Origin of the sequence: Paenibacillus sp. MER 180, from assembly GCF_023713665.1 — a bacterium.
GTDB classification, from domain to species: Bacteria; Bacillota; Bacilli; order Paenibacillales; family Paenibacillaceae; genus Paenibacillus_B; species Paenibacillus_B suaedae.
This window is the reverse complement of the sequence record NZ_JAMAVT010000003.1, coordinates 427,541-450,842: the sequence shown is the minus strand read 5'-3', so window position 1 is coordinate 450,842 and position 23,302 is coordinate 427,541. Positions and strand designations below refer to the sequence as shown.

The 23,302-nt window shown below is 47.7% G+C and carries 18 protein-coding genes; 4 read left to right on the top strand and 14 right to left on the bottom strand.

Annotated elements, in window-relative coordinates; translation table 11 throughout:
* The first annotated feature begins 145 nt into the window (after positions 1 to 145).
* The 3 genes from M3661_RS07075 to M3661_RS30200 all read left to right on the top strand — a co-directional run bounded on the left by M3661_RS07075 (position 146) and on the right by M3661_RS30200 (position 2,930).
* Positions 146 to 1,663, top strand: coding sequence for a DNRLRE domain-containing protein (locus M3661_RS07075; RefSeq protein WP_251483147.1), 1,518 nt, complete (start codon positions 146 to 148; stop codon positions 1,661 to 1,663).
* A gap of 78 nt (positions 1,664 to 1,741) precedes the next feature.
* Positions 1,742 to 2,200 carry a phage holin family protein gene (locus tag M3661_RS07070; RefSeq protein WP_251483136.1) on the top strand — a complete coding sequence of 153 codons (459 nt, stop codon included), beginning with the start codon at positions 1,742 to 1,744 and terminating at the stop codon, positions 2,198 to 2,200.
* Positions 2,178 to 2,930: a peptidoglycan DD-metalloendopeptidase family protein gene (locus M3661_RS30200; protein WP_285852854.1), complete on the top strand. Its 753-nt coding sequence runs from the start codon at positions 2,178 to 2,180 to the stop codon at positions 2,928 to 2,930. Before M3661_RS07070 ends, M3661_RS30200 begins: the two co-directional genes overlap by 23 nt.
* A 65-nt stretch (positions 2,931 to 2,995) precedes the next feature.
* Here the strand turns inward: M3661_RS30200 and M3661_RS07060 are convergent, their stop codons facing one another.
* The 14 genes from M3661_RS07060 to M3661_RS06995 form a co-directional block, all read right to left on the bottom strand.
* Positions 2,996 to 3,973, bottom strand: a complete 978-nt coding sequence (locus M3661_RS07060) for an AAA family ATPase (protein WP_251483134.1) — start codon at positions 3,971 to 3,973, stop codon at positions 2,996 to 2,998.
* Positions 3,974 to 4,233: 260 nt separating this feature from the next.
* Entirely contained in the window at positions 4,234 to 6,948 is a 2,715-nt protein-coding gene (locus tag M3661_RS07055) for a PBP1A family penicillin-binding protein (RefSeq protein ID WP_251483132.1), read from the bottom strand.
* Positions 6,949 to 7,155: 207 nt separating this feature from the next.
* Positions 7,156 to 7,395 carry an RNA chaperone Hfq gene (hfq, locus tag M3661_RS07050; protein ID WP_005549853.1) on the bottom strand — a complete coding sequence of 80 codons (240 nt, stop codon included), beginning with the start codon at positions 7,393 to 7,395 and terminating at the stop codon, positions 7,156 to 7,158.
* Positions 7,396 to 7,445: 50 nt separating this feature from the next.
* Positions 7,446 to 8,387, bottom strand: a complete 942-nt coding sequence (gene miaA, locus M3661_RS07045) for a tRNA (adenosine(37)-N6)-dimethylallyltransferase MiaA (protein ID WP_251483130.1) — start codon at positions 8,385 to 8,387, stop codon at positions 7,446 to 7,448.
* On the bottom strand, positions 8,380 to 9,171 hold the full coding sequence (locus M3661_RS07040) for a class I SAM-dependent methyltransferase (RefSeq protein WP_065293007.1): 792 nt from the start codon (positions 9,169 to 9,171) through the stop codon (positions 8,380 to 8,382). Before M3661_RS07040 ends, miaA begins: the two co-directional genes overlap by 8 nt.
* Before the next feature lie 56 nt (positions 9,172 to 9,227).
* On the bottom strand, positions 9,228 to 11,576 hold the full coding sequence (mutL, locus tag M3661_RS07035; protein WP_251483128.1) for a DNA mismatch repair endonuclease MutL: 2,349 nt from the start codon (positions 11,574 to 11,576) through the stop codon (positions 9,228 to 9,230).
* A gap of 42 nt (positions 11,577 to 11,618) precedes the next feature.
* Positions 11,619 to 14,405, bottom strand: coding sequence for a DNA mismatch repair protein MutS (gene mutS, locus M3661_RS07030; RefSeq protein WP_251483126.1), 2,787 nt, complete (start codon positions 14,403 to 14,405; stop codon positions 11,619 to 11,621).
* Between the two features lie 75 nt (positions 14,406 to 14,480).
* The gene (locus M3661_RS07025) at positions 14,481 to 16,151 is read right to left on the bottom strand and encodes a putative amidoligase domain-containing protein (protein ID WP_251483124.1); all 1,671 of its coding nucleotides are present in this window, start codon (positions 16,149 to 16,151) and stop codon (positions 14,481 to 14,483) included.
* A 259-nt stretch (positions 16,152 to 16,410) separates the two neighbouring features.
* Complete coding sequence (locus M3661_RS07020; protein ID WP_065293003.1) at positions 16,411 to 16,971, bottom strand: outer spore coat protein CotE; 561 nt, start codon at positions 16,969 to 16,971, stop codon at positions 16,411 to 16,413.
* Positions 16,972 to 17,095: 124 nt separating this feature from the next.
* On the bottom strand, positions 17,096 to 18,082 hold the full coding sequence (locus M3661_RS07015; protein WP_065293016.1) for an aromatic acid exporter family protein: 987 nt from the start codon (positions 18,080 to 18,082) through the stop codon (positions 17,096 to 17,098).
* Between the two features lie 168 nt (positions 18,083 to 18,250).
* Complete coding sequence (locus M3661_RS07010; RefSeq protein WP_139295276.1) at positions 18,251 to 19,108, bottom strand: ABC transporter permease; 858 nt, start codon at positions 19,106 to 19,108, stop codon at positions 18,251 to 18,253.
* A complete protein-coding gene (locus M3661_RS07005; RefSeq protein WP_065293002.1) occupies positions 19,086 to 19,886 on the bottom strand; it encodes an ABC transporter ATP-binding protein in 801 nt (266 codons plus the stop codon). Before M3661_RS07005 ends, M3661_RS07010 begins: the two co-directional genes overlap by 23 nt.
* Positions 19,887 to 19,924: 38 nt before the next feature.
* Positions 19,925 to 20,929 carry an ABC transporter substrate-binding protein gene (locus tag M3661_RS07000; protein WP_251483122.1) on the bottom strand — a complete coding sequence of 335 codons (1,005 nt, stop codon included), beginning with the start codon at positions 20,927 to 20,929 and terminating at the stop codon, positions 19,925 to 19,927.
* Between the two features lie 311 nt (positions 20,930 to 21,240).
* Positions 21,241 to 22,758, bottom strand: a complete 1,518-nt coding sequence (locus M3661_RS06995) for a carboxypeptidase M32 (RefSeq protein ID WP_065293000.1) — start codon at positions 22,756 to 22,758, stop codon at positions 21,241 to 21,243.
* Positions 22,759 to 22,929: 171 nt separating this feature from the next.
* Here M3661_RS06995 and M3661_RS06990 point away from each other — a divergent pair, with 171 nt between their 5' ends.
* A complete protein-coding gene (locus M3661_RS06990; protein WP_251483120.1) occupies positions 22,930 to 23,274 on the top strand; it encodes an iron-sulfur cluster biosynthesis family protein in 345 nt (114 codons plus the stop codon).
* Positions 23,275 to 23,302 lie beyond the last annotated feature (28 nt).

Here is a 23,302-nt window from a genome sequence, read left to right as displayed (position 1 = left end):
GATAACAGTTAGAAGAAAAAAAGAAGACGATCTGCATTCGACGTTCTTGATAAAGTATGGCAATAATTCAGAATTACATTCTTCAATCGATGCAATTTCAATTTCATATCTGACGGCGAGCATAGAAGTAGCCCCCCATAATCAAATGTACGGCACATTTGAATTAATGGAAACGCCGAAGATAGAAAAATATATTCATCCAGTGGAAGATGCAACGACCAGAAGCCGAATCGATTTACAGACGATTAACTATGGCGATACGCAGCGGATGATGGTCGGCGAAGATAAGGGAGAATCATTCGAGGCCTTTATTTATTTCGGGAAGCTGAAAGACTTTGCCCCCGATTTATTCCAATTCGAAGCTGCAACTCTTCGTATTTATTATTCGGGCTCATGGATTGACGGTACAACCATTGAAATGCATCAACCAGACTCTGCATGGAGAGAACTGGGCATCACGTATGCCAATAAGCCTAGATCCGTTGAATTACTTTCAAGTGATTATATCATTCACAAAAAAGAGCGTTACATTGAATTCAATGTTTTGCACTTATTAGAAAAATGGCAATTCGGACTTCTTGATAATTTCGGTTTCATCTTGAGATCGACGGATCAGCACTCCTCGTCATTCTATACGAGAGAATCTGCGAAGCCTCCTGTCCTTTTTATCAAATATATACCTAATCTTGTTTACAGCGTCGGCAGAAGCGCAATCGATTCCACTTTATTTATTTATGGTGTCGGACATGCGGATCGGTCAGCAAGGCTGACTGTCCACAGCAGCAGAGGCTATCATGATGCCCTAGCAACATTGTATGTTCATCAACCGGCAGATCCAATGTTCGATGATCTGGATAGCAGCATTATGGTAATGGCACCTGATTTGGGATCTTACGTCGTTGTGAAAAAGAGACAATTTTCTGATATGCCTACGTTCCTAATCATAAAAGTAAAAACAGCCTCGGAAATGGCTTCATTGCTTTCGGTAACCGCCCCTGACAGACAGGCAGCAATTACGATTGACCCGAATATAAGCAAGCATTGTTATGTAACGGTCAGGAAATCAAGCAGTTCCGAATCATTAGCCTCAATAACCGCAACAGTCCCTGACATACAGGCCGGTTTAGAAGTGTCTGACTACCGCAGAGGACGCAATGATGCGGAAGCCTCTATCATCGTCCAAGGATTCCATGATTCTGATACACCATCCTGTTTAGCTGCCACGGTTCCTGATCTAGCTGCTTCGATGACAATTAAAGCATATGATGAGAGCAGCCTTTATTCTCGAATGGAAGTTCCTTATTATGCAGATCAAGAAGCTTTAGTACAGGCAACAACCCCTGATTTAACAGCTGGAATCGACATCAAGCATCACGACTCAGTGGATGCAACGTTGTACGTGAAGCATGTGGAACAAATAGATTCGACGCTGCTAGTGAAACAAAAATCCGATTTGAACAGCCATTGCATGGTAAAAGTTACGAGCGACGCGCTATCATTGATACGGACAACTAACCCTGATTTACATGGTTATTTATATCCGCGCGTCAGCGGCGAGACAGATTTAGATGCTGTTGCTTTCATAAGACAGCGAGATGCGGCAGACCTTTATTGCTGCATATCCGTATCAGGATTAGGTGGAGCCTATTATTTTATTCTATAGCACTTTTTTGAGCCGTCCCTTTGGACGGCTTTTTTATCGTCTTTATTTAGGTACTAAAAAGATATGGGGGCCAAAACCGTGTACGAAAAATTTGTAAACGTGATCGTAGGAGGTGTCGGAAGCTCGTTGAGCTACTTTTACGGAGGATGGAACGCTTCGCTTGAATTTCTGTCATTGCTTGTTCTCGCCGACTTCGTGAGCGGTTTTATAGCATCAATTGTGGAAGCAGGAGTAGATGTACAAGCAGGTCTAAGCAGCCGCAAGGGGTTCAAGGGCCTTGCCAAAAAGGGGCTCATGTTCCTGATAATCATGATCGCCCATCGTGCGGACATCGTGCTGGAGAAGGATTTCCTAATGTTTGGAGCCATCTGGTTCTATATCTCCAATGAGTTGATCAGCATCACCGAAAATTATGGGCGAATCGGGTTCCCTCTTCCCCCTCAGGTTAAGCAAATCATCGCCATACTCAAGAGCAAGGAAGCTGCAAATATGAAAAACGGCAAGGAGAATGAAAATGGAAAAAATCGATTGGAATAACTATGGATTTCAAGTAACAAGCCCTTATGGCTGGAGAAATGACCCCTTTACCGGTTCGAAGTCCTGGCATACCGGCATTGATTTGGTTAAGTCACATCAAGCTCCGATTTACGCATTTACGGCCGGTGAGGTTCTCCATGCCAAAATGGGTCAACCCGGAACCGGATTTGGCGGCTTCGGCAATGTCGTAGCAGTTAAGGACGCATCTGGTCATCTTCACTGCTATGCCCATCTGGACAGCGTTACGGTTAAGGTGGGGGATAAGGTAGCCCAAGGTCAAGAAGTCGGCAGACAGGGCACCACAGGTCGTTCTACAGGCTCCCACCTTCATTATGAAGTACGAAGCGTCTCTTCCCCGAGCTTCGGATTCGGAAAAGACATAAATCCGATAGACTACTTGGCTACATGTACAACTCACGCTCAACAGAAAGAAAATAAACAACCTCTTACCCCAAAATATAAAAAGGTACCTGTATTCGTAAATGGAAAAGCACTCGGAGAGGGCTTACTGCTGTCCGGCGTTACTTATATTCCTTTACGAGAATACTGCAACCGGCTTGGAGGGAGCATCAGCATACAAGGAAAAGAAGTGTATGTAAATCATAAAAAAGTGTCTGATCCCCTCATGATTAACGGCTCTACGTACGTTCCAGTCCGCACGCTTGCAAAATATATGGACGTGACAGTCAATTGGACCGGCAAAGAGGTAACCATCACTACTAAGAAATAAACGGGCTCTGTATTCGAAAGGACAGGATGCTGTATCGTATTGATCAGCATCCCACTCCATTCCTGTTAGCTCCCCGCAAACTTCTCCTCAATAGCCGGAGTGGTTTTTGACTCTATAAAATCCTCAAATGTTAAATGCAGCAGCGATTCTTTCGTTAGTTTTCCAGGTTTTTTCATAAGCCTTACCGCTTGATTGCGAATCGCCTTCTCAACCAAGTTTCGAATGAAGCGTGCATTACTAAAGTTAAAGTTCATGTGTTTTTCATTGGCAATCAGTTCGCGAATTTTTATCATGGCTTCCGGCATGATGACGTACTCTTTTTCGAAAGCCATTTTATGCGCTATCTTGTTCAACTGCTCGATCGTATAGTCCGGGAAATCAATATGCATGGAAAAGCGCGAAGGCAATCCAGAGTTGGCTTGCAATAAATCATCCAATTCCCTCGGATACCCTGCTAAGATTAAAATAAAGTCGTTCTTGTAATCTTCCATTGCTTTTACCAGGCAATCTATGCACTCCTTGCCAAAATCCTTTTCTCCTCCGCGAACTAAGCTGTATGCTTCATCAATGAATAATATCCCGCCCATCGCTTTTTTTATAACCTCTCGGGTACGTTGTGCCGTGTGACCGATGTATTCCCCAACCAAATCTGCTCTTTCTACCTCCACTAAGTGCCCCTTGGTCAATAGTCCCATCGAACGAAACAACTTTCCAAGAATGCGTGCCACTGTCGTCTTTCCCGTTCCGGGGTTTCCTTTGAACAACATGTGATATACTTGCGAATCAATTTGCAGTCCTTCTTTTTCCCGATGCTTTTTTATTTGCAGCATGGCATAAATTTGAAACACCAACTCCTTTACTTTTTCAAGTCCGATCATATCATCAAGCTCTTTGCAAATTTCAATGAAATCCTCAGATTGTTTTGCAAATTCAGTTTTAGGAAGTTCTTCAATCGGCGCTGCCGATTCTGGTGAAGTTGAACTTTTAAATACAACGTTAATTTTACGTGCTTGAGCGGTAATTACACGACCATCACCATTCATTGATGTCACCTCGCGTCTTTCAATAACGTAACAGCACACCGGTTGTTCCAATATATTCTATCTCTGTACAGGTTATTAGAAGTTTATGCTGATATAACGGACATTCTATTTACTCCACCATTAATCCATTGCGGAATGCAAAAAAAAGGTGCGCAATCAAATTCATTGCGCACCCTACTACATTTCTCACGCTGTTTTGGCTTGTATCCAATCGTTGTACGATTGATTATCCACCTATTAGCGCATATTCCCTTTTTATTTTAAGCAGCCTTATTCGAATTCTTATTCTGCTTGTGATTAATTATCTTCCCAGTAACAGATTGAATTTCTACAGGAGCATCTTCGCCTTCTTTGGCGCCTTTATCTTTGCTGCTGTTGTCTTTATCCTTCTGACCGCCAGAGTTAATTATGCGATCCGACCCTTTCGTTCCGAAGCTATTCATCCCCGAAGTTCCATTCGTCGCATTAGAACCAGACGTATCTGTAGATCCCGAGAAACTATCCCCACTAGGTGTCCCTGTAGAACCACTGTCTCCATTGCCTGTACCGTTATCGCCCGTTTCCGGCTGATTATTATTCGAATCCGGATTTTCCGGTACAGTTGGCGGTGTCGGCTCATCCGGGTTCGTAGGCTGTTCCGTTATCGGCGGATCTACGGCCGGTGGATCTACTGCCGGTGGATCGATTGGCGTTTCCGGTGTCTCCTCCTTAATCGTGACGGAAGATTGATTCGATCTTCCTGACTCTTCGGATGCATTTACCGCTATAACATAGTACGTGTACGTTTCTCCAGGGAAGACACCAACATCTTCAGCGCTGTTGCCCTTCAAGCCTTTGAGCAGCTGTGTGAATGTGTTGTCCTTAGAAGACTTCCGATAAACATGGTAAGAAATATTATCACCAGATACGCTGTTCCAGCTCAGTGCCACACTCTTTGTATTCTCAGAGTACGATGCACTCAACCCGCTAGGCGCCCGCAGTTCTTCCGGCTTTTGTTCCACTTTATCCGGCTTCTTGAAGGAACCCGACTTCTTGCTTTGCAGCGCCTTACCCATAACCTCGCTGAACATTTTCGATGCTCTGCGGCTGCTCTCATGGACAAGGTGATTTTTGTCAGTCTTGTCATACCCCATCCAGACAGCTGCTGTCCATTCCGGTGTATAGCCGACGAACCACGCATCACGGTCGCCCTTGCCAGTGTAGCCTGGCACAGAATACTGCGTCGTACCCGTTTTACCTGCAACAGTACGACCACTGATTTGTGCATTTTTACCCGTACCATTCGTAACGACTTCGCGCATCATTTCAGTCATATAGTAAGCCGTTTTCTCACTCATAACCTTTTTGCCTTTCGGCACGTGATACACATAATAGTCATTGTTTTTGCGGTCTGTAATCTTTGCAATCGCATAGGCATCATAATAATTCCCTCCGTTAGCGAATGCATTATAAGCCTCTGACATATTGATCGGAGTAACCCCGTACGTCATCCCGCCCAATGCGATTGACAAGTTATAATCGTCATTCGTCAGAGGGAAGCCGAGGCTTTTCGCAAATTCAAACCCTTTTTTCATTCCAATTTCATTCAATGTCCATACAGCAGGGATATTGATAGAACGTCTAACCGCTTCTGTCATCTCTACTGATGTCGTGTAGCCCCCAAGGTTCGTAGGACAATATTTGCCGAAGCACTGCTTCTCATTGCTCAATTTCGACCACGGGAAGTACTTGCCCGTCTCCAGCGCTGGCGCATAGGACACGATTGGCTTGAAGGACGATCCCGGCTGACGCTTTACGGTAGCACGATTCAATCCTTTGCGGGCATAATCCCGCCCACCTACCATCGCGATGATGGAGCCATTGCTATGATCTGTAATAACCATTGCGCCTTGCATTTTCGTATCATCCGGGCTCTGCTCGAACATATCGTCATTGTTGAACGCATCGTACATAATGCGCTGAGCATTCGCATCCATCGTCGTATAAATGTGATATCCTCCGCGATACAGCTCATCCTCGGTAAGACCCGTTTTCTCAGTCGCTTCCTCTACCATGTAGTCAATGAATGCGTTGTATGCTTCATTTTGCTTATCCTCCGACTTAGCCGCGTGCCCCGACATTTTCGGATCATATTCCACCGCTGCAGCACTCTTCGCCTCTTCAGCCGTAATATAGCCTTGTTCATACATCAGCTGAAGAACAACAGCCCGGCGTTCCTTCGATCGCTCTGGACTCGACAGCGGATTATATCGGGATGGCGCTTTTGGGATAGCTGCCAAAGTCGCAACTTCCCATAGCTTCAGATCATTCAAGTCATCCTTATTGAAATACACCTTAGCAGCAGCTTTAAGGCCATACGCACCTTTACCGAAGAAGATCCGGTTTAAGTACATCGTAATTATTTCGTCCTTCGTAAAATGATTCTCCAACGAAAGCGCAATCGACACTTCCGTTGCCTTCCGGAAGAACGTCTTATCACTCGTCAGGAACATATTTTTGGCAAGCTGCTGTGTAATGGTACTTCCACCTTCTGCAAGGCTTCGTGACACAACGTCCTTAACCATCGCACGCCCAATTGACCACAGATCGACCCCGGAGTGCTCCTTGAAGCGTCTGTCTTCCGTCGCTATGAAGGCATTGCTAACGAATTCCGGAATATCTCTCGGCTCAGCAATCTCTCGATGTTCTATGCCTTTACCAAGCTTAGCAAGCTCTATACCATTCACATCATATACAGTGGATACCTCAGCCAGCTTGAACATATCAGCATCCTTGTATTCACGCATCAGCCGCTCCCCGTTCAATAATACAAACAAATAACCGCCAACGGCACAGAACACGGCAAATGCCGTCGTGAAAAACATAAGCCAAAACGTCTTTTTCCAAGTCCATTTCTTTTTCTTCTTAGCTTTGTGCTTAGGATTTCCATGTGCCGGTGTGCGCGTACGTTGAGTTGATTCTTTTTCTCTCGTCATCTGCAATCCGACTCCCTTTATTCCTTTGATTGTCTCTCTCTTCATACCCTGTTGAGATACGATTGAAGCATATCCCTCATACTTATACCCAATATGACTACGAATGAAAAGAACAACCCTTCAGGGTTGTTCGGCAGCGACTATATTCCATTAGACGTGATGGAGGGGCAAAAAGTTTCATTGGCAATCTGCCCCAATCCATCTAATTTACGCCTCGTTCTGATGATCTTGCATCAGGGATACGTTACGTTGTGGCGTGAATGTAGAAATGGCGTGTTTATACACCATTTGTTGACGTCCCTCGCTATCGATGACAATGGTAAAGTTATCGAATGCGCGAATGACACCACGAATCTGGAATCCGTTCGTCAAATATACGGTCACTGGAATGCTTTCCTTGCGCAATTGATTCAAAAAAGTGTCCTGAATGTTAATAGATTTATTCATCGTCCGTACCCCCAATAATCATGAGATTGTGTTGAAATATATTCAACCTGTTATCGAAACTTTCCTGCTATGAGCTTACAAATTTGTTCAAATTGTTGATCTGCACAATCTGTTTCTGTGACATCAACCCAGTGAATATCCTTCATGTGCCGGAACCAAGAGAGCTGGCGCTTCGCAAATCTTCTTGTATCGCGCTTAAGCAGTTCAACGGCAGCATCGAGTGACATGTCACCTTCAATATACGCTGCGATTTCCTTGTAGCCAAGGCCTTGCATCGATACGAGATTTCGTGAGTAGCCCTGTTCGAGCAGCCGGCGCACTTCTTCCACCAGCCCCTCCTCCATCATCATATCAACTCTTGCCTCTATTCGTTTATATAGCATCTGCCTATCCATTGTCAAACCTATGATACACAGATCGAACGGCGATTCCTTTTTCTGACGGCCTAATTGCTTCGAAAATGGCTCGCCTGTAAGATGATATACTTCCAAGGCTCTAATTACTCTGCGCTGATCATTGGCATGCAGTTTGTCAGCAGTTTCCGGATCCACTCCCCGCAAGCGCTCCAGAAGCGCTTCTGCACCGTGAGAAGCTGCAAATTCCACCATTTCTTGACGGAAAGCTTCATCTGCACCGTGTTCACTGAATTCATACCCGTAGCATACTGATTCAACATAGAGCCCAGTTCCCCCGACGATAAATGGGGTATGATTGCGGTTCGCGATCTCGTCGATGAGTGTCCGGCACTGAAGTTGAAAATCAGCGACCGAATACGGCTCATCGGGATCTAATATATCCATTAAATGGTGTGGAATGCCCTCTCGCTGCTCTACAGGCAGCTTAGCTGTACCAATATCCATTTGCCGATATACCTGCATGCTGTCACCGGATATAATCTCACATTGGAATTTCTTAGCCAAGTCAAGACTAAGCTTCGTCTTTCCAACCGCAGTCGGACCAATGAGCACAAGCAGCCTCGGTTTATTACTCATCGTTGCCTCCAGCAATGTCAATCACCCCATATGCCAATTTCGCTCCGGACGGTAACACACGGGTGAATCCTAGCCGGGCAAATTCTTCGCTGTTCTTTACTTCCTTCATGACCACTCTCTTGCGCGCTACACGGCAAGCTTCCGCAATCGCTTCATGCGTCAAGGCTTTGTGGTTCGCCATCGTACGCAGCGGATCTATCGATGCTGAGCTTGTAACGGGAGAGCGGAACATTGGATCAAAGTATACTACATCGACGGAACGGCTTGGCAGTGAACTGAGCATGCTTAGATGTTCAGCCTGCTTCATCACAATACGGCGCATCGCTCCCGTAACCTCGTCCACACCACTCTCATACAGCTGCAGCCCTTCGTGCACAAGTGCAAACAGTGACGGCTCACTCTCCAGCGCTGTAACCTTCCCATTAGGGCCTACCGCGACGGCAAACACCAGAGAATCGCCTGCTAGGCCTGCCGTACAGTCTAACACCTCATCGCCAGGTGTAACACCACTCGCTGTAATCATCCCGTCCGCATCTCCGGACAAAATCCGCTTCGCCCGCACATAGGCCATACTCGGATGATAAGTCAGCTCTGTGACCCCTAACTTCAAATAGCGGACACAATCGTTCAGGTAGACGAGAAATTCATCGTCGCCATATCTACGCTGCATGCGAGGCAAGGTCTGATCGCGCCGTTCAGCATAGAACCATCCGAACAGCTTGGCCATCTTCCGCGCCCGCTCCTTAAGCTCTGGTGACGTATACTCGCCTGTCGTGACTATCATTTGCTCCTCCTCATTATATACGCTGTGGAAAGGGAATTACAAATCCCCAGCTATTCTCACATAACCCGCTTAAACATTTTCTCCAGATCGTATGTTGTAAATCGAATGACGATCGGCCTGCCATGCGGACATGTAAATGGCTGGCGGCATGTTCCCAATCGGACGAATAGCGTCTCCGCCTCAGCTGCTGTCAAGCGCTGATTCGCTTTAATCGATGCCTTACAAGAGCACATCGTCGCTGAGGCCTCTCTTAATTTTGCAATATCGGGCGCCTTCTCGCTCAACACCCAGTCCGTCATTTCTTGAATAATATCCGTTTCTTCCCCTTTAGGGAACCAGTATGGATGGGAACGAACTAGGAATGTTTGGCCCCCAAATGGCTCCATGATGATCCCGACCTGCTCCAGCAAATGCATACGGGATCGAATCCGCTCCGCATCAGCAGGGGTAAACTCTAATGTGATCGGCAGAAGCAGCTCTTGAGAGGCTTCTACCGGCTTGCCGAATCGCTCAAAATAATATTCATAATTGATTCGTTCATGCGCTGCATGCTGATCAATTAAATAGAGTCCCTCTTCATTCGAAGCGATCAAGTATGTTCCGTGCAGCTGACCAATGTAAGAAAGTGCGGGGAACTTCGGCAATGCAGCGTTGTCCGTACTACCTTCCTCCGTCAGCCATTCCTTCCATTTCTCCGCACCGGCCTTCACTGCGGCTTGCCCTGCTTGCTGCTTAGCATTCGAATAAGGATTCGAATAAGCACTCGTATTGGAACTTCCCGCATTGCGGCTACCATAAGAAGGAGACGTCTCTCGAACTCTCCCCCTCTCTTCTTGAGCGTTCGCAATCAATGCTGTCTCTGCATCATAGGAAGTTGATGGATTCAAGTCGTGATCCACTGTTTGCTTGAGTTTCGCCGGATTATCTACAGCGTCCTCATTACTAGAAGAAGATTCAGTGGGCTTGATTGCCACTGGAGCCTCACTCGCAGCTCCAGCTGACACATCCTCGTTCTTGCGACCTTCCTCTTGCAATTGTTGCTTCTCCGTCTTCTTCTGTTCTAGTAAGCCTCTTTGTACAGTAGAATCAATAACGGATTCATTTGTAGGTTGCAAGGCTTCTGGAGCAACACGAGACATTTCGGCTGCTGCGGTCTGATTCCATTTCCCCGTTAGTTCAGGTTGTCGCTGAACGTTAGGTTGATGGAATGTATCAGCATTGCTTTGTGACTGCTCTCGATCTTCCTTCGCTAATTGCGCAGCAGAGGACGGATCAGACTCAATGACTAGCGCCCCCATTGGCTTAAATTGCTTCTCTTGATTGGCCGCTATCGTCTCTGCAGCTTCCCATTGAAGCTCTGCTTGCTCGACATACGTTCGCACCTTCGCCTTCTTCGGAGCCGCTTCAGGAATAAGACGCTGCTTATGCAGCAATTGCTTTACGGTCTCTTCGATGAATGCGCACAGCTCTGCCTCTTTGCTGAAGCGAACTTCAAGCTTGGCAGGATGCACATTCACATCCACGAGAGAAGGGTGCATCGTCACATGAAGCACGAGCATCGGGTAGCGATTGATCGGCAAGAACGTATGGTACGCACGAAGTATCGCTTGATTCAGCGGAAAGCTTCTGACATATCTGCCATTGATCATCCATGACATTGCATTGCGATTCGAGCGCGTTAATTCAGGCTTTCCGATATAGCCTTCCACCTCGAAGTCCAAGTGTTCTCCCTTGACCTGCAGCATCCCTTTCGCTGTCTGAACGCCATATACAGAGGCAATAACCTGCAACAAGTCTCCATTGCCAATCGTTTGCAGCAGGGTGTGCTCATTATGCTTCAAGGTAAACGCTATACTTGGATAGGATAACGCCAAACGATAGATGAGGTCAGAGATATGCCCCAGCTCCGTCTGGATTGTTTTCATATACTTTAACCGTGCAGGCGTATTATAGAACAGTTCACGTACCGTAATCTCCGTCCCTTGCATGGACTGTGCGGGCTCATACGATTTGATCGCACCGCCTTCAATAACAAGCCGCCTGCCTAACCCGCTAGATTCTGTCGACGTTACCAACTCTACCTTGGCAACAGCCGCAATACTCGGAAGTGCCTCTCCTCGGAACCCTAGACTGCGAATCGAGAATAGATCCTTCCCTGTCTGGATCTTGCTCGTCGCATGCCGCAGAAAGGCATTTTCTGCATCATCATCCGCTATGCCGGAGCCATTGTCCTTCACTCGGATGAGCTGCAGGCCCCCTTCTTCAACGGATACATCAATACGTGTAGCTCCTGCATCTATCGAGTTCTCAACCAGTTCCTTCACAACCGATGAAGGACGCTCCACCACTTCGCCTGCGGCAATCTGGTTGGCAATGTGCTCGTCCAATATTTTAATAATTGCCATCTCTCACACCTCCTTAACTCTTGATTTCCCATGCTTTATTCATTAGGATTCACGAGTAATTTCACGTGCCCGCTTCATCAGATCATGCAGTTGATTCATTGCTTCCAATGGAGTCATTGACATCACATCTACATCTGTCAAAGTGCCGATGAATTCCTTCATTGCTAGTACTTCAGCACTATGTTGAACATTACGTTCCGATTCCTCTTGCTGTGCCTCTTGACGGGTCTCAGCAGTTAATTTCACACCCCTGACAGAAGGCTCGTCATCCGTCTGATCGTCTTGCACAGGCTTCACATACTGTGCAGGTGCCTGAACGGGACTATCCTCAGATACCGCAGTCTGATCCCAACCGAATAAAGACAGCTGTTCCACATGATTGACAGGAAGCTCTTGCTGCGAAGTCGAAGGGCATGCATGTGTTGTCCCTTCACGATCCGTTGTCTCATACTGCTTCAACAGGTCGTATGCACGATCAATAATTTGATCAGGGAGACCCGCAAGGCGTGCACAATAGATACCATAACTTGTGCTGGCTGCGCCTGAAATCAACTTACGCAGGAAGGTAACTTGATTGCCGCTTTCCTGCACGGCCATGCATACATTCTTCAATCTTGGCAGACGATCCGCCATATGCGCCAATTCATGGAAATGGGTCGAAACGAGCGCCTTACAGCCGATTCGATCGTGGACATACTCAACTACAGCCTGTGCAATGGACATCCCTTCACTCGTTGATGTGCCCCGACCCAGCTCGTCAATGATGACCAAACTGCGGCGTGTTGCCTTCTCTGTCATCACCTGTATATCCATCATTTCCACCATAAACGTACTCTGACCGCCAATTAGATCATCTGCAGCTCCAATTCTCGTGAAGATCCGATCGACAATCGGCATAGACGCTCGTTCAGCTGGAACGAAGCAGCCAATCTGCGCCATGATCGATATCAGGGCTACTTGACGCATGTACGTACTCTTACCTGCCATATTCGGCCCTGTTATGAGCAGCATCGTCTCATTCTGTTCTGTCAGCTCCGTATCGTTCGCCATGAAGTCTCCGCCCTGCATGACGGCCTCCACAACGGGATGACGTCCCTCAGCAATATGCATATCCAATTGCTCCGTGAATGCCGGACGAACATATCTCCTAGCTGCACTGACTGCAGCGAGTGATTGGTAGACGTCTATTTCAGCAACTGCTTCTGCCAATGCCTGCAGGCGGCGAATCTCGCCTCCAATGCGCTGACGCAGCTCGCTAAAGCGCTCGTACTCCAAGCCGAGCATCTTATCCTCAGCCTCGAGAATTAGCGCTTCCTTCTCCTTCAATTCAGGCGTTACGAATCGTTCTGCATTCGCCAGCGTCTGCTTACGCTCATATCGTCCTTCCGGCAGGGATGACAAATTCGATTTCGTTACCTCGATATAATAGCCGAATACCTTGTTGTATCCGATCTTAAGCGACTTGATTCCGGTCGCTTCCTTCTCTCTGCGCTCCAGCTCAGCGATCCAGCGCTTGCCGTTCACACTTGCTTCTCGGAGCTGATCAAGATATTCATCGTATCCTGGCTTAATCAGTCCACCGTCACGTACCGATACCGGAGGCTCGTCCACCACCGCACGTTCAATCCAATCGTGGATATCTCCACATGCATCCAATTCACTAACAAGATTGTGAAGTGTTGCAGACGATGTCTGCTCGCATAACTGCTTCAACATCGGAATCTGACTCAGTGAAGACTTCAGTGCAACGAGATCACGACCGTTCGCCGTACCGAAGGCAATCCGGCCTACAAGACGCTCCAGATCATATACCGAGGACAACTGCTCACGCAGCTCTTCTCGCCATATGAGATGATGATACAGCGTATCAACGGCCTCTAAGCGCTCCTCAATGGCCTGCCGATTCATGAGCGGCTTGTCAATCCAGCGACGAAGCAACCTTGCCCCCATCGACGTCTCGGTGCGATCAAGCAGCCAGAGCAGGGAACCTTTCTTCGCACGCTCGCGCACGGTTTCCGTAAGCTCCAAATTACGACGTGTAAAAGGATCTAACACCAGATATTGATCCGGGTCGTAAGTTCGAATATTCGTCAGCTGACTTAATGAACGCTTCTGTGTTTCTTGCAAATACCCCATCAGCATAGCAAGCGCCTGCTGCCGCTCATCCTCAAGTCGAGTCCAGACGGCTTCGCCGAACTGCTGCCTTGCCAATTCTTCATCCTTGCGGCTCCATTCGGTAAACAGAACAGAACGATTCCACGCCTTCGTAAGCGGCTCAGCCTCTTGCAGCAATGCAGGATGGCCAATAACTTCTGTCGGCATATAGACATTCAACTCATCAATAAGCCAAGATTGCCCGATCGGTGCTGAAGTAACAATCAGTTCCCCTGTGGACAGATCACAGGCAGCCAGTGCATTGCTGGTACTCCCTTGGGATAGACAGACTAGATAATGATTCGACTTATCGTCGATCAGCTTGCCTTCCATTACCGTCCCTGGCGTCACAATCCGGACGATTTCACGGCGGACAACCCCTTTAGCTTCCGCTGGATCCTCCACCTGTTCACAGATGGCAACCTTATATCCCTTTTCAATTAATCGCTGAATATAATTATCTGCCGAATGATAAGGCACACCGCACATTGGGATACGATCTTCTGCACCGCTGCTGCCTCTTCCCGTCAGTGTAATCTCCAATTCCTTCGATGCTTGAATCGCATCGTCAAAGAACATCTCGTAAAAATCCCCGAGGCGGAAAAACAAAAAGGCATCCTTAACCTGCTCCTTGATGCTCAAATATTGTTCCATCATCGGTGTCAGCTTCACCATAAACACCCTCCGATAACATAAGTAGAACTCTATTATATCAAAAAAAGAGCGGGGACTCACGCGCATTTCACGCGGTCACCGCTCACTCAATCCCAACCATGTACTTCGCAAATCCTCATTCTCATCCCATATCCATTGTGCACGTATTCGATGAGACAGCGCTTGAATAGCATGCTCGGCCTGCATCGATAGGCTGTCATCTCTCCATTCATTCCTGCTCTTCCTCACCTCGCCCAGCAAGTCGTCCATAAGCTCTAACGCCAGCATGCGCATAGGTTGTCTCCCCGCATCTGTGAGATAATTATCGCCCCTTGTCGGATAAGCATACAGGAATGCTTGAATCACCTCTTCACGCACACTGTCGCGCCTAGTCAGCTTCGGATAAACCACTGCAACCGTACGGAATAAGGTTAGCACCTCTAACGTTAGGACCGGCGTCATGATAAAGCATGGAAGTGTTCGGTATTCAAATCCGCCCTCACCGCCATGATCATGTTCGCGTACATCTCCATACGTCCCATACCCTGGACGCCTCCTTATTGAACCCGCTGGATTCTCAAGGAGGGCCAGCGGCAGTGCTACATAAGTATCCAACGCCCTTATCAAGTCTGGGGTTAACGAGATTCCACTAACATGGATATGCCCTCCGAGCGAGAACTTCCCTACTGGATGCGATCCACCCAGCCATACTAACTTGGAATCCTGCAAGTGCGAAGCACGCTTCTCTGCAATGATACGGTCTGCAAGCCGCATGGCCCTGCTCAAATGCTCCACAAGCTGGGCAGGACGCTCAGCAGGTTCCGGACGAAGCTCCATAAGAGGATAGATGACACGTCCTTGCAGACGCACGGCATCACAACCTGCGGCCCCACCCTTGGGCAAATACCGAACAGCGGGGACGATCTTCTCGGCATGGGCATCAAATAGAATTAATTCTACATCCATCCCAAGCTTCAGTTGTGTTCCCTTGTTCCGAATTCGTGAATGCACGGTTGTCTCCTCATGCCATGCTGCAGCATACCTCTCCCGTACCCATGATGGAATTCGCTGCGGTACAGGATCGATATGCACGATTACATCACCCAACTGGGGCTCATCCAGCACACCCGCTGGCAAGTCTGATATTCCCTCCACGGCAGAAGATGGTGTGCAGCGCAGCGTAACCGCAGCGATGTCCCAGCCTACTGCATATGCAGCTCGCAGAGCCAGCCGGGCAAGCCGGCGATATGGCGGCTTGGACCAATCATCAAGCGCACGATACATGGGAAGACCCTGCGGAGGAGTTGAACTCTGTGCGGCAGCAACGATACGACAGCCATTGACCCAGAAGCATATAGAACGAACGTAATGCTGGCCCGAATTCGGCGGCAATTCATCTGCCCACGTAGCCCATTCGGCCACAGGCAACCCCCATAGCTTCAAGCGTTCACGCATGGTGCTTGAGCGCCAACTCGCAGCATAGCGATTGAGTACGATTGTGCCCTCGTCCTCCTGACGATGCACTACTCTCTCCGCATTCTCCCGATTCCGCTGTGCCATACTGCGTTTCCACCATACGATTAATTTCCCATGCTCCTGAACAGCAATTGACCTAGCTCCGGCTCGCATATATTTGGAATTGGAGACCGCCTTTACTTTATACTGCTTCCACATGTTGGCGGATTCCCAGTCATCCGTTATGACAACCACGCTATCTTCACAAGCAAGGTCTCGGCTCAACGTCGCCTCCCCCTTCGCATCCAGCATATATGATTACATCCTGATTAGAATCCCGTTGCAGCTATGAGGCCAACCAACAACATTACCTGAATTTTTGTTACGAATCCAAAAAAAAGGAGGGCTCCCGCCCTCTACAATCTTTCCTTTGCTGCATATCCTGTGGGTATATCATCAAGTTTGTAAGCACAGGTTCTGCAGCGGCTCACCCACCATGCGCATGTTGGTTGAGAGTATCCTCAATAGGAAATGAGAAACCGCCGCAAGCGGTCAGGGCCTGCGGCGATGATTACAACTCCTCATCCGTCAAGTCCGGTTCCAAGTCGTCGAAGCTCTCATCCTGAACACTAAAGTCAAAATCCTTGTCTTCGAAATCATTGCACCCGTCCTTACAAACGAGAACACATACCTTTGTCTCTGCAACCATTTCCACCACGAATTCCCGCTCAACACGAATAGTCACACCGCGTCCATGCGAAGATACACTCGCTTCAACGCAGTTCGGTTCTTGAACTGCTTCCGCAGATACCTCAACAGTGGAAGAACGATGCTTCGGATCAACATACGACAACGGAACGAGATCTACATACGACACCGTTTCTTTCGCAACGTCAGTTTGGGAATTGTTGTCGTATGAATACCAGATGTTGATATCGTAAGTACCAATTACTTCAATGCCGTCTCCTGCCCGCACCGATTCATATTGATGGTTTATGATCCAAGCCCCCAATATGCTTGTCGGATGATTAGGCGGAGAGACGGTATGTGTGACGACAGAGAACTTACGACCTTTGCCGCAGACTGCTTTCGTGATGATTTCCCGGCAGTGGTGTTTTTCTGTGTTTGCCATCCTGTGGACCTCCTCCATACAATCATTCAATTAAAGTGTATGCAGGACAGTCGTCTAGGGTGACAACAATTTTTTAAGAGTGGACGCATTTTTTGAGAGTCAACATATGCTGGCCTGGCGCGGGTTACACGCCAAGTCGAAGTTGTTTCTTATCTCTTTTCGCTATCTTCAAATATTGTTGAAGCTCGCGAATTACTTGCAAGACGGCTGCGCGCACTTCAAATTCTCCACGTGTAACAGGCAAATCCATTTGACGGAAGACCTCGTCCAAATCATTCAGAAGCTGTTCTGTCTTGCCCGTATAATGCGGCTCCTTCACATCCTCGCTCAATTGATCAAACACATCTGCTACTAAATAGCACTGAGGGAACGATTGATACACTTGAGAGAGCAGCTGAAGGATTCCCTGCACATTTTCCAGCTGTGCCTTGCGCATGTAGAAATAAAGCAGCCACTGCTCATCGGCATGAATATCATCCGTACGCATGAGTCGATTCTCCAATGCCTTCGAGGCAATAAAGATTCCTTCATTTACTTTTTCATCCGCATCAATAATTTCATGTCCATCCCATACATAGGTTGTATCCCTCAGATTGGAGCTAATTTGTGTGAAAATCAGGGAAAAGTAAGCATCGACTTCCTTCTTAATTCGGACAAGCTTATCCTCTTCATTCGGCATATACACCAGATTGACGGCACTGGCTGCACCAAGTCCAATGGCCAGCAGAAGCACTTCGTTCAACACGCCATGCAGCGTTAAGGTTCCTGCGCCATAGATATGGAACACAACAACTGAGCTTGTTACGATTCCTTCCTTGAAATTAAGCTTAGCGATAATCGGGAATGCAACTAATATGTATAAAGCCAGCACCCATAGCTCGAAACCGAGAAGCCCGAACAATAATGAAGCTAGCAGCAAGCCGACAACCGATGCCAGAAATCGCGCCGACACGGTCTTTATGCTGCGCTTGCGGGTAACATCCACTCCTAATATAGCTAGCAAGCCCGCTCCTAGCGGATTCACTGCTCCTGCAAGGTTAGCAACGATTATCGCCAATATTGACGCGATCGCTGTCTTAATGACACGAATACCAACAAATCCGAACACCATGTGCGAGTACGCTCCTTCAATGAGACCCTTATGTAATGTTATCTTCTTATGATACATGTTCATTATATCGACTCGGATGACGTGTTGCAAAAAAAAGAGGAATGCCATTCATTGGCATTCCCCTGTCACTCCATATACACTTCGGCAAACCACGAGAACATATACGGATTACGTACGATTCACGATTTTCCGCTCTACGAACGCTACTGCTTTATACATTAGTGTAGCCACAATTGCGATAATGACAAGCGATGACATAACCAGTGTAAAATTAAACACTTGAAATCCATATATAATCAAATATCCAAGCCCTACCTTGGATACAAGAAATTCACCAACAATTACACCTACCCATGCAAGCCCGACATTCACCTTCAGCGTGGACACGATCGCAGGAAATGAGGCCGGCAGAACGACCTTGCGAAATATCGTCCGCTTCCCGCCCCCAAATACACGGACAACCTTGATGTAATTTGGATCGACTTCCCGAAAGCTATTGTACACAACAATGGTTGTTATGATTACGGTGATGGATAAAGTGGTAGCCACAATGGCTGTAAATCCCGCTCCAAACCCGACGATGAACAAGGGGCCAAGCGCAACTTTCGGCATGCTGTTGAAGACAACCATGTACGGATCTAGCACTCGCGCAAGAAATTCTGACCACCAAATGAGCACGGCAAGCAGAGTACCGAAAACAGTACCGAGTACAAAGCCTACAATCGTCTCACCTACTGTCATCCCTAAATGGGGCCAAATGGAACCGTTCATGACATCCTGCACAATTTGCGCGCCTACCTTGCTCGGATAACTGAATAACAGAACATCGATCCACTTCAGTCGGCCTGCTAGCTCCCAGAGCGCTATACAGGAGATTAGAATGATTAGCTGTGTCACCGTAACTGATGTTGACAGTGCACGTCTGCGTGCGCGATATTGCGCATAGGTCGATGCTACTAGCTCCTTCGTATTATCTGAGGGATGGGGTATGGGCGGTGAATCATCAAGATCCGAATGTCGGCTCATTGCTTTCCCTCCGATCTGACGCCTCAAGTTCCTTCCACAAGTCATGGAACAGATCATTGAATCCTTCCTGCTCACGTGCATAGAAGGGTTGGGAGTTGCGGATTGACTCTGGTATGACGAATGTTCGCCGAATGCTGCCTGGATCACGGTTCAACACAATCACCCGATCACTAACGGCTATTGCCTCTGACAGATCGTGGGTAACGAGAATGGCCGTCTTATTTCGTAGACGCAAAGTTTCCACGACCAAATCCTCCAATTGCAGCTTCGTCTGGTAATCCAAGGCAGAGAAGGGTTCATCCAGCAGCATAAGCTCCGGTTCCGTCGCAAGCGTCCTGACCAGTGCAACACGCTGCCTCATTCCGCCGGACAGTTGATGAGGATACAGCTTCTCTGTCCCTTCGAGTCCCATTCCGTTAAGCAGCTGAACAACTCTCTCCTTCATCTCAGGGGTTAACTGTTTTGTCAGTTCCAGCCCCATGCATGCATTGTCAAGAATCGATCTCCAAGGGAAGAGATAGTCCTGTTGAAGCATATAGCCGACATGAGATGAGGTACCGCTCACTCGCTGACCAAATACATTTACATATCCGTAGGTTGGCTTCATCAGGCCAGCGATAATGGATAGTATTGTCGTCTTGCCACAGCCGCTCGGCCCAACCAGACTAACGAACTCGCCCGGCATGATGGAAGCGGTTAGTTCATTTACTGCCAGCTTCGCTTCTCGATCTGTCACATAGACATGAGTCACACGGGATAGCTCTACTGCAGGTATCATTGAGGCGCCTCCCTTCGAATGAGCGTTATAGGCATCCGTCATTTCACCAGCTTTATCGCTTTCTCGGCAAATTCATTCGTAACGATCTGCTCGTGATGTACACGAGATTTCAACTCCCCTGCCGAATCTAGCACATCCAGCAGATTGTTCCATTCCTGCTCATCCAGGACTGGATCTGCGGCATACGATTGTTGTTCCTTATACCGCTTAACCGCACTTACGACAATATCCCGGTCAGCATCCTTGAAGAATGGCAGAATAACATCGGTAATCTCTTCAGCGGGCTGCTTCTCTACCCATTGCTGCGCTTTATAGATCGCATTCGTGAACTTCTGTACAGCATCCTTGTTCTTAGAGATATAGCTTTGCTTAGACATGAAGGCCGTATAAGGAAGCTTTCCGCTCTCTACACCGAATGAGGCGACAACAACCCCCTTGCCTTCTTTCTCAAAAATAGAAGCCTGCGGCTCGAATAGCTGTACATATTCGCCAGTCCCTGAAGCGAATGCTGACGCAATATTGGCGAAATCAATATTCTGAATGAGCTGCAGGTCTTTGTGTGGATCAATGCCATGCTTCTTCAGCGTAAATTCCCCTGCCATCTGAGGCATTCCGCCCTTGCGCTGTCCGAGGAATGTACTTCCCTTCAGTTGATCCCAATCGAAGCCGTCCTTCTTCTCACGGGCAACGAGGAACGTGCCATCTGTTTGCGTGAGCTGCGCAAAATTAATAACCGGATCCTCAGCCCCCTGCTGTGCAACATAGATGGACGTCTCTGAGCCAACAAGCGCTACATCAATTCCCCCTGAGAGCAGCGCTGTCATTGTCTTATCTCCGCCAGAAGTCGTCTGTAGATCAACGTCCAGTCCTTCCTCCTTGAAGAATCCCTTGCCAAGCGCCACATACTCAGGGGCATAGAATACAGAGCGCGTCACTTCTCCTACCTTGATCTTCACTAAATCACTGCTTGAACCACATGCACTAAGCATCAGCACAGCAAAAACTACGATGGCCAAGGTACCTATTCGCCACTTGTGTCTCATCCGATATCTGTCCTCCTTATCTGGAATGGGTATACCATGGAACCTGTTCGTACTCTTCTGAGTCAATCTGCTCGACCCATAATCGCGTAAACTCTTACCTAATTGAACCTGCCCTGTTGTTCGGTTATTGCATTGTATGCATCCATTACTGAAATGGTTATTCGCCCGACCCTAATCAAATGGAAACGCTTGAAAAAAGCTTATCCTCCATCGTTGCGATTGAGGTGCTCCCTGCCGCCGAATGAGTAGTATAAATCATAAAAAAACGCAGCCCCACCCGGGACTGCGTTCTACATTCAAAATTGATTCGGTTACATGCCGTAAACTTCATTCGTCTTCTTCGTCAAATAATCGACCAGATATTGCGGGTTCAATGCCTCTCCCGTTACCTTCATAATGATCTCGGATGGAGTCAAAAGCTTCCCGTATTGATACACTTGTTCCGTCAACCATTGCTTAATTGGCTCCAACTGGCCATTTTCAACGAGGGTCTCTAAGTTAGGAAGCGCGCTTTCCATCGTATGCATCATTTGAGCGGCATACATGTTGCCAAGGGAATACGATGGGAAGTAGCCGAATCCGCCGCCTGACCAGTGCACATCCTGCAAGACCCCTTCTCCAGCATGGCTCGGACGCACGCCCAAATAAGACTCATATTTCTCATTCCACACGCGAGGAAGCTCCTCAACAGGCAGATTCTCATTGAACAGCATCTTCTCGATCTCATAACGGATAATGATATGCAAATTGTACGTCACTTCATCTGCATCCGTACGGATTAAGGAAGGTTCTACCCGGTTAATTGCACGGTAGAAGGTATCAACATCCACTTCGTTCAATTGCTCTGGGAACAGACGCTGCAATTCCCCGTAGTAACGATTCCAGAACGGACGGCTGCGGCCGATCATGTTCTCCCAGAATCGGGATTGCGATTCGTGAATGCCCATCGATGTTCCGGTTGACAATGGAGTGCCATCGAATTCCTTAGTAATGTTCTGCTCATACAAGGCATGGCCACCTTCGTGCAAAGAACTGAATATCGCACTCGCCGCATCATCCTTCTTATAATGCGTCGTAATACGAACATCGCCTGAGTTCAACCCGATCATAAATGGGTGAACGCTCTCATCCAAGCGTCCAGCCTCGAAGTCGTAGCCCATTTCCTTCAGCAAATACAGGCTGATTTCCTTCTGCTGCTCAATTGCGTAATCACGATGCAAGAACTCATACGCTGGCTGTTCATCTTTCTCCTGTACAGCATGTACAAGCGGAACAAGGCCTTCTTTCAGTTTACCAAAGATGGCATCCAGCTTCTCCACCGTCATCCCTGGCTCATACATATCAAGCAGCGTGTCATAGCGCGTGTCCTTCACGCCCCAATAATCGATCAATTGCTGCGTCTTCGCTACGATGTCACGCAAATACGGAGCGAACATTTCAAAATCAGCCTTTTCCTTCGCTTCCTCCCACATCGTCTCTGCATGCGAGGTTAATACGACATATTCTTGATACAGCTTGGGAGGAATTTTGCGGCTGCGGTTGTATTCCTTACGCGCATCTGTAACCATTTTACGATCTGCATCGGACAGTTCGCCGAATACATCAGCCTGCTCCAATGCATCCAAACATTCGCCCATCTCATCCGATACGGACAGCTTGAACATATCCTCGGACAATGCTCCGATTGTTTTAGAACGCTGTTCAGCCCCCTTGCGCGGAGCACCTGTGCGCAGATCCCAATGCAAAATGCTTAATGCTTCACCATAACTTTTCAGTTTCGTTGTTATATCCCGAAATTTCTGCAAGATTGCCTCATTTTGCGCATTCATGCCTATTTCACCTCGAATTATGTATAGTCTTCCTTCTTGATGATACGCGGTGAAAACGATATAATCAACATTCGAAAGCGATTGTGAATAACGATTCGTATTTTGGAATCATTGTTACATTGCTATTTGTACACTTACTCGAACATGTCAAGCCATAAAGGAGCAGATTCGATGTCAATTTGGATTCAAGTGACTGAAGCTGCCGAAGAGCAGCTCAAGCAGCGTCTCAGCTCCGCAGATGGCGGAATTATCAAGCTTGTACACGATACGGAAGGCTGCGGCTGCGCCGTCAACGGCGTGCCCGCCATATGGATCGCCCCGCAGGCTGACGCAGATGACGTGCAGCTGCAAAGCAGTGTCCCGCTTGACATCTACATGAACCGGCATCATATGGTGTTCTTTGATGAGAAATTGAACCTTGATGTATCGGGAACAGGCGGCTTTTACAAGCTAAGCAGTGCACAACAAATTTATTCGACACATGTCGCATGCAAGGATCGCCGTGACAACAAATGAAGCGTCAACATGCAAGGGAGGGAAAAAC

What these genes read in the sequence shown, in the direction of transcription:
- M3661_RS06990 (WP_251483120.1), top strand. Translation starts at nt 22,930, where the DNA reads ATGTCAATTTGGATTCAAGTGACTGAAGCTGCCGAAGAGCAGCTCAAG.
- M3661_RS07005 (WP_065293002.1), bottom strand. Translation starts at nt 19,886, where the DNA reads ATGATACCTGCAGTAGAGCTATCCCGTGTGACTCATGTCTATGTGACA.
- M3661_RS07040 (WP_065293007.1), bottom strand. Translation starts at nt 9,171, where the DNA reads ATGATAGTCACGACAGGCGAGTATACGTCACCAGAGCTTAAGGAGCGG.
- mutS (WP_251483126.1), bottom strand. Translation starts at nt 14,405, where the DNA reads ATGGTGAAGCTGACACCGATGATGGAACAATATTTGAGCATCAAGGAG.
- M3661_RS07075 (WP_251483147.1), top strand. Translation starts at nt 146, where the DNA reads ATGTACGGCACATTTGAATTAATGGAAACGCCGAAGATAGAAAAATAT.
- M3661_RS06995 (WP_065293000.1), bottom strand. Translation starts at nt 22,758, where the DNA reads ATGAATGCGCAAAATGAGGCAATCTTGCAGAAATTTCGGGATATAACA.
- M3661_RS07015 (WP_065293016.1), bottom strand. Translation starts at nt 18,082, where the DNA reads ATGGTGTTCGGATTTGTTGGTATTCGTGTCATTAAGACAGCGATCGCG.
- M3661_RS07055 (WP_251483132.1), bottom strand. Translation starts at nt 6,948, where the DNA reads ATGACGAGAGAAAAAGAATCAACTCAACGTACGCGCACACCGGCACAT.
- M3661_RS07060 (WP_251483134.1), bottom strand. Translation starts at nt 3,973, where the DNA reads ATGAATGGTGATGGTCGTGTAATTACCGCTCAAGCACGTAAAATTAAC.
- M3661_RS07025 (WP_251483124.1), bottom strand. Translation starts at nt 16,151, where the DNA reads ATGCTGGATGCGAAGGGGGAGGCGACGTTGAGCCGAGACCTTGCTTGT.
- mutL (WP_251483128.1), bottom strand. Translation starts at nt 11,576, where the DNA reads ATGGCAATTATTAAAATATTGGACGAGCACATTGCCAACCAGATTGCC.
- M3661_RS07020 (WP_065293003.1), bottom strand. Translation starts at nt 16,971, where the DNA reads ATGGCAAACACAGAAAAACACCACTGCCGGGAAATCATCACGAAAGCA.
- M3661_RS07000 (WP_251483122.1), bottom strand. Translation starts at nt 20,929, where the DNA reads ATGAGACACAAGTGGCGAATAGGTACCTTGGCCATCGTAGTTTTTGCT.
- hfq (WP_005549853.1), bottom strand. Translation starts at nt 7,395, where the DNA reads ATGAATAAATCTATTAACATTCAGGACACTTTTTTGAATCAATTGCGC.
- M3661_RS30200 (WP_285852854.1), top strand. Translation starts at nt 2,178, where the DNA reads ATGGAAAAAATCGATTGGAATAACTATGGATTTCAAGTAACAAGCCCT.
- M3661_RS07010 (WP_139295276.1), bottom strand. Translation starts at nt 19,108, where the DNA reads ATGAGCCGACATTCGGATCTTGATGATTCACCGCCCATACCCCATCCC.
- miaA (WP_251483130.1), bottom strand. Translation starts at nt 8,387, where the DNA reads ATGAGTAATAAACCGAGGCTGCTTGTGCTCATTGGTCCGACTGCGGTT.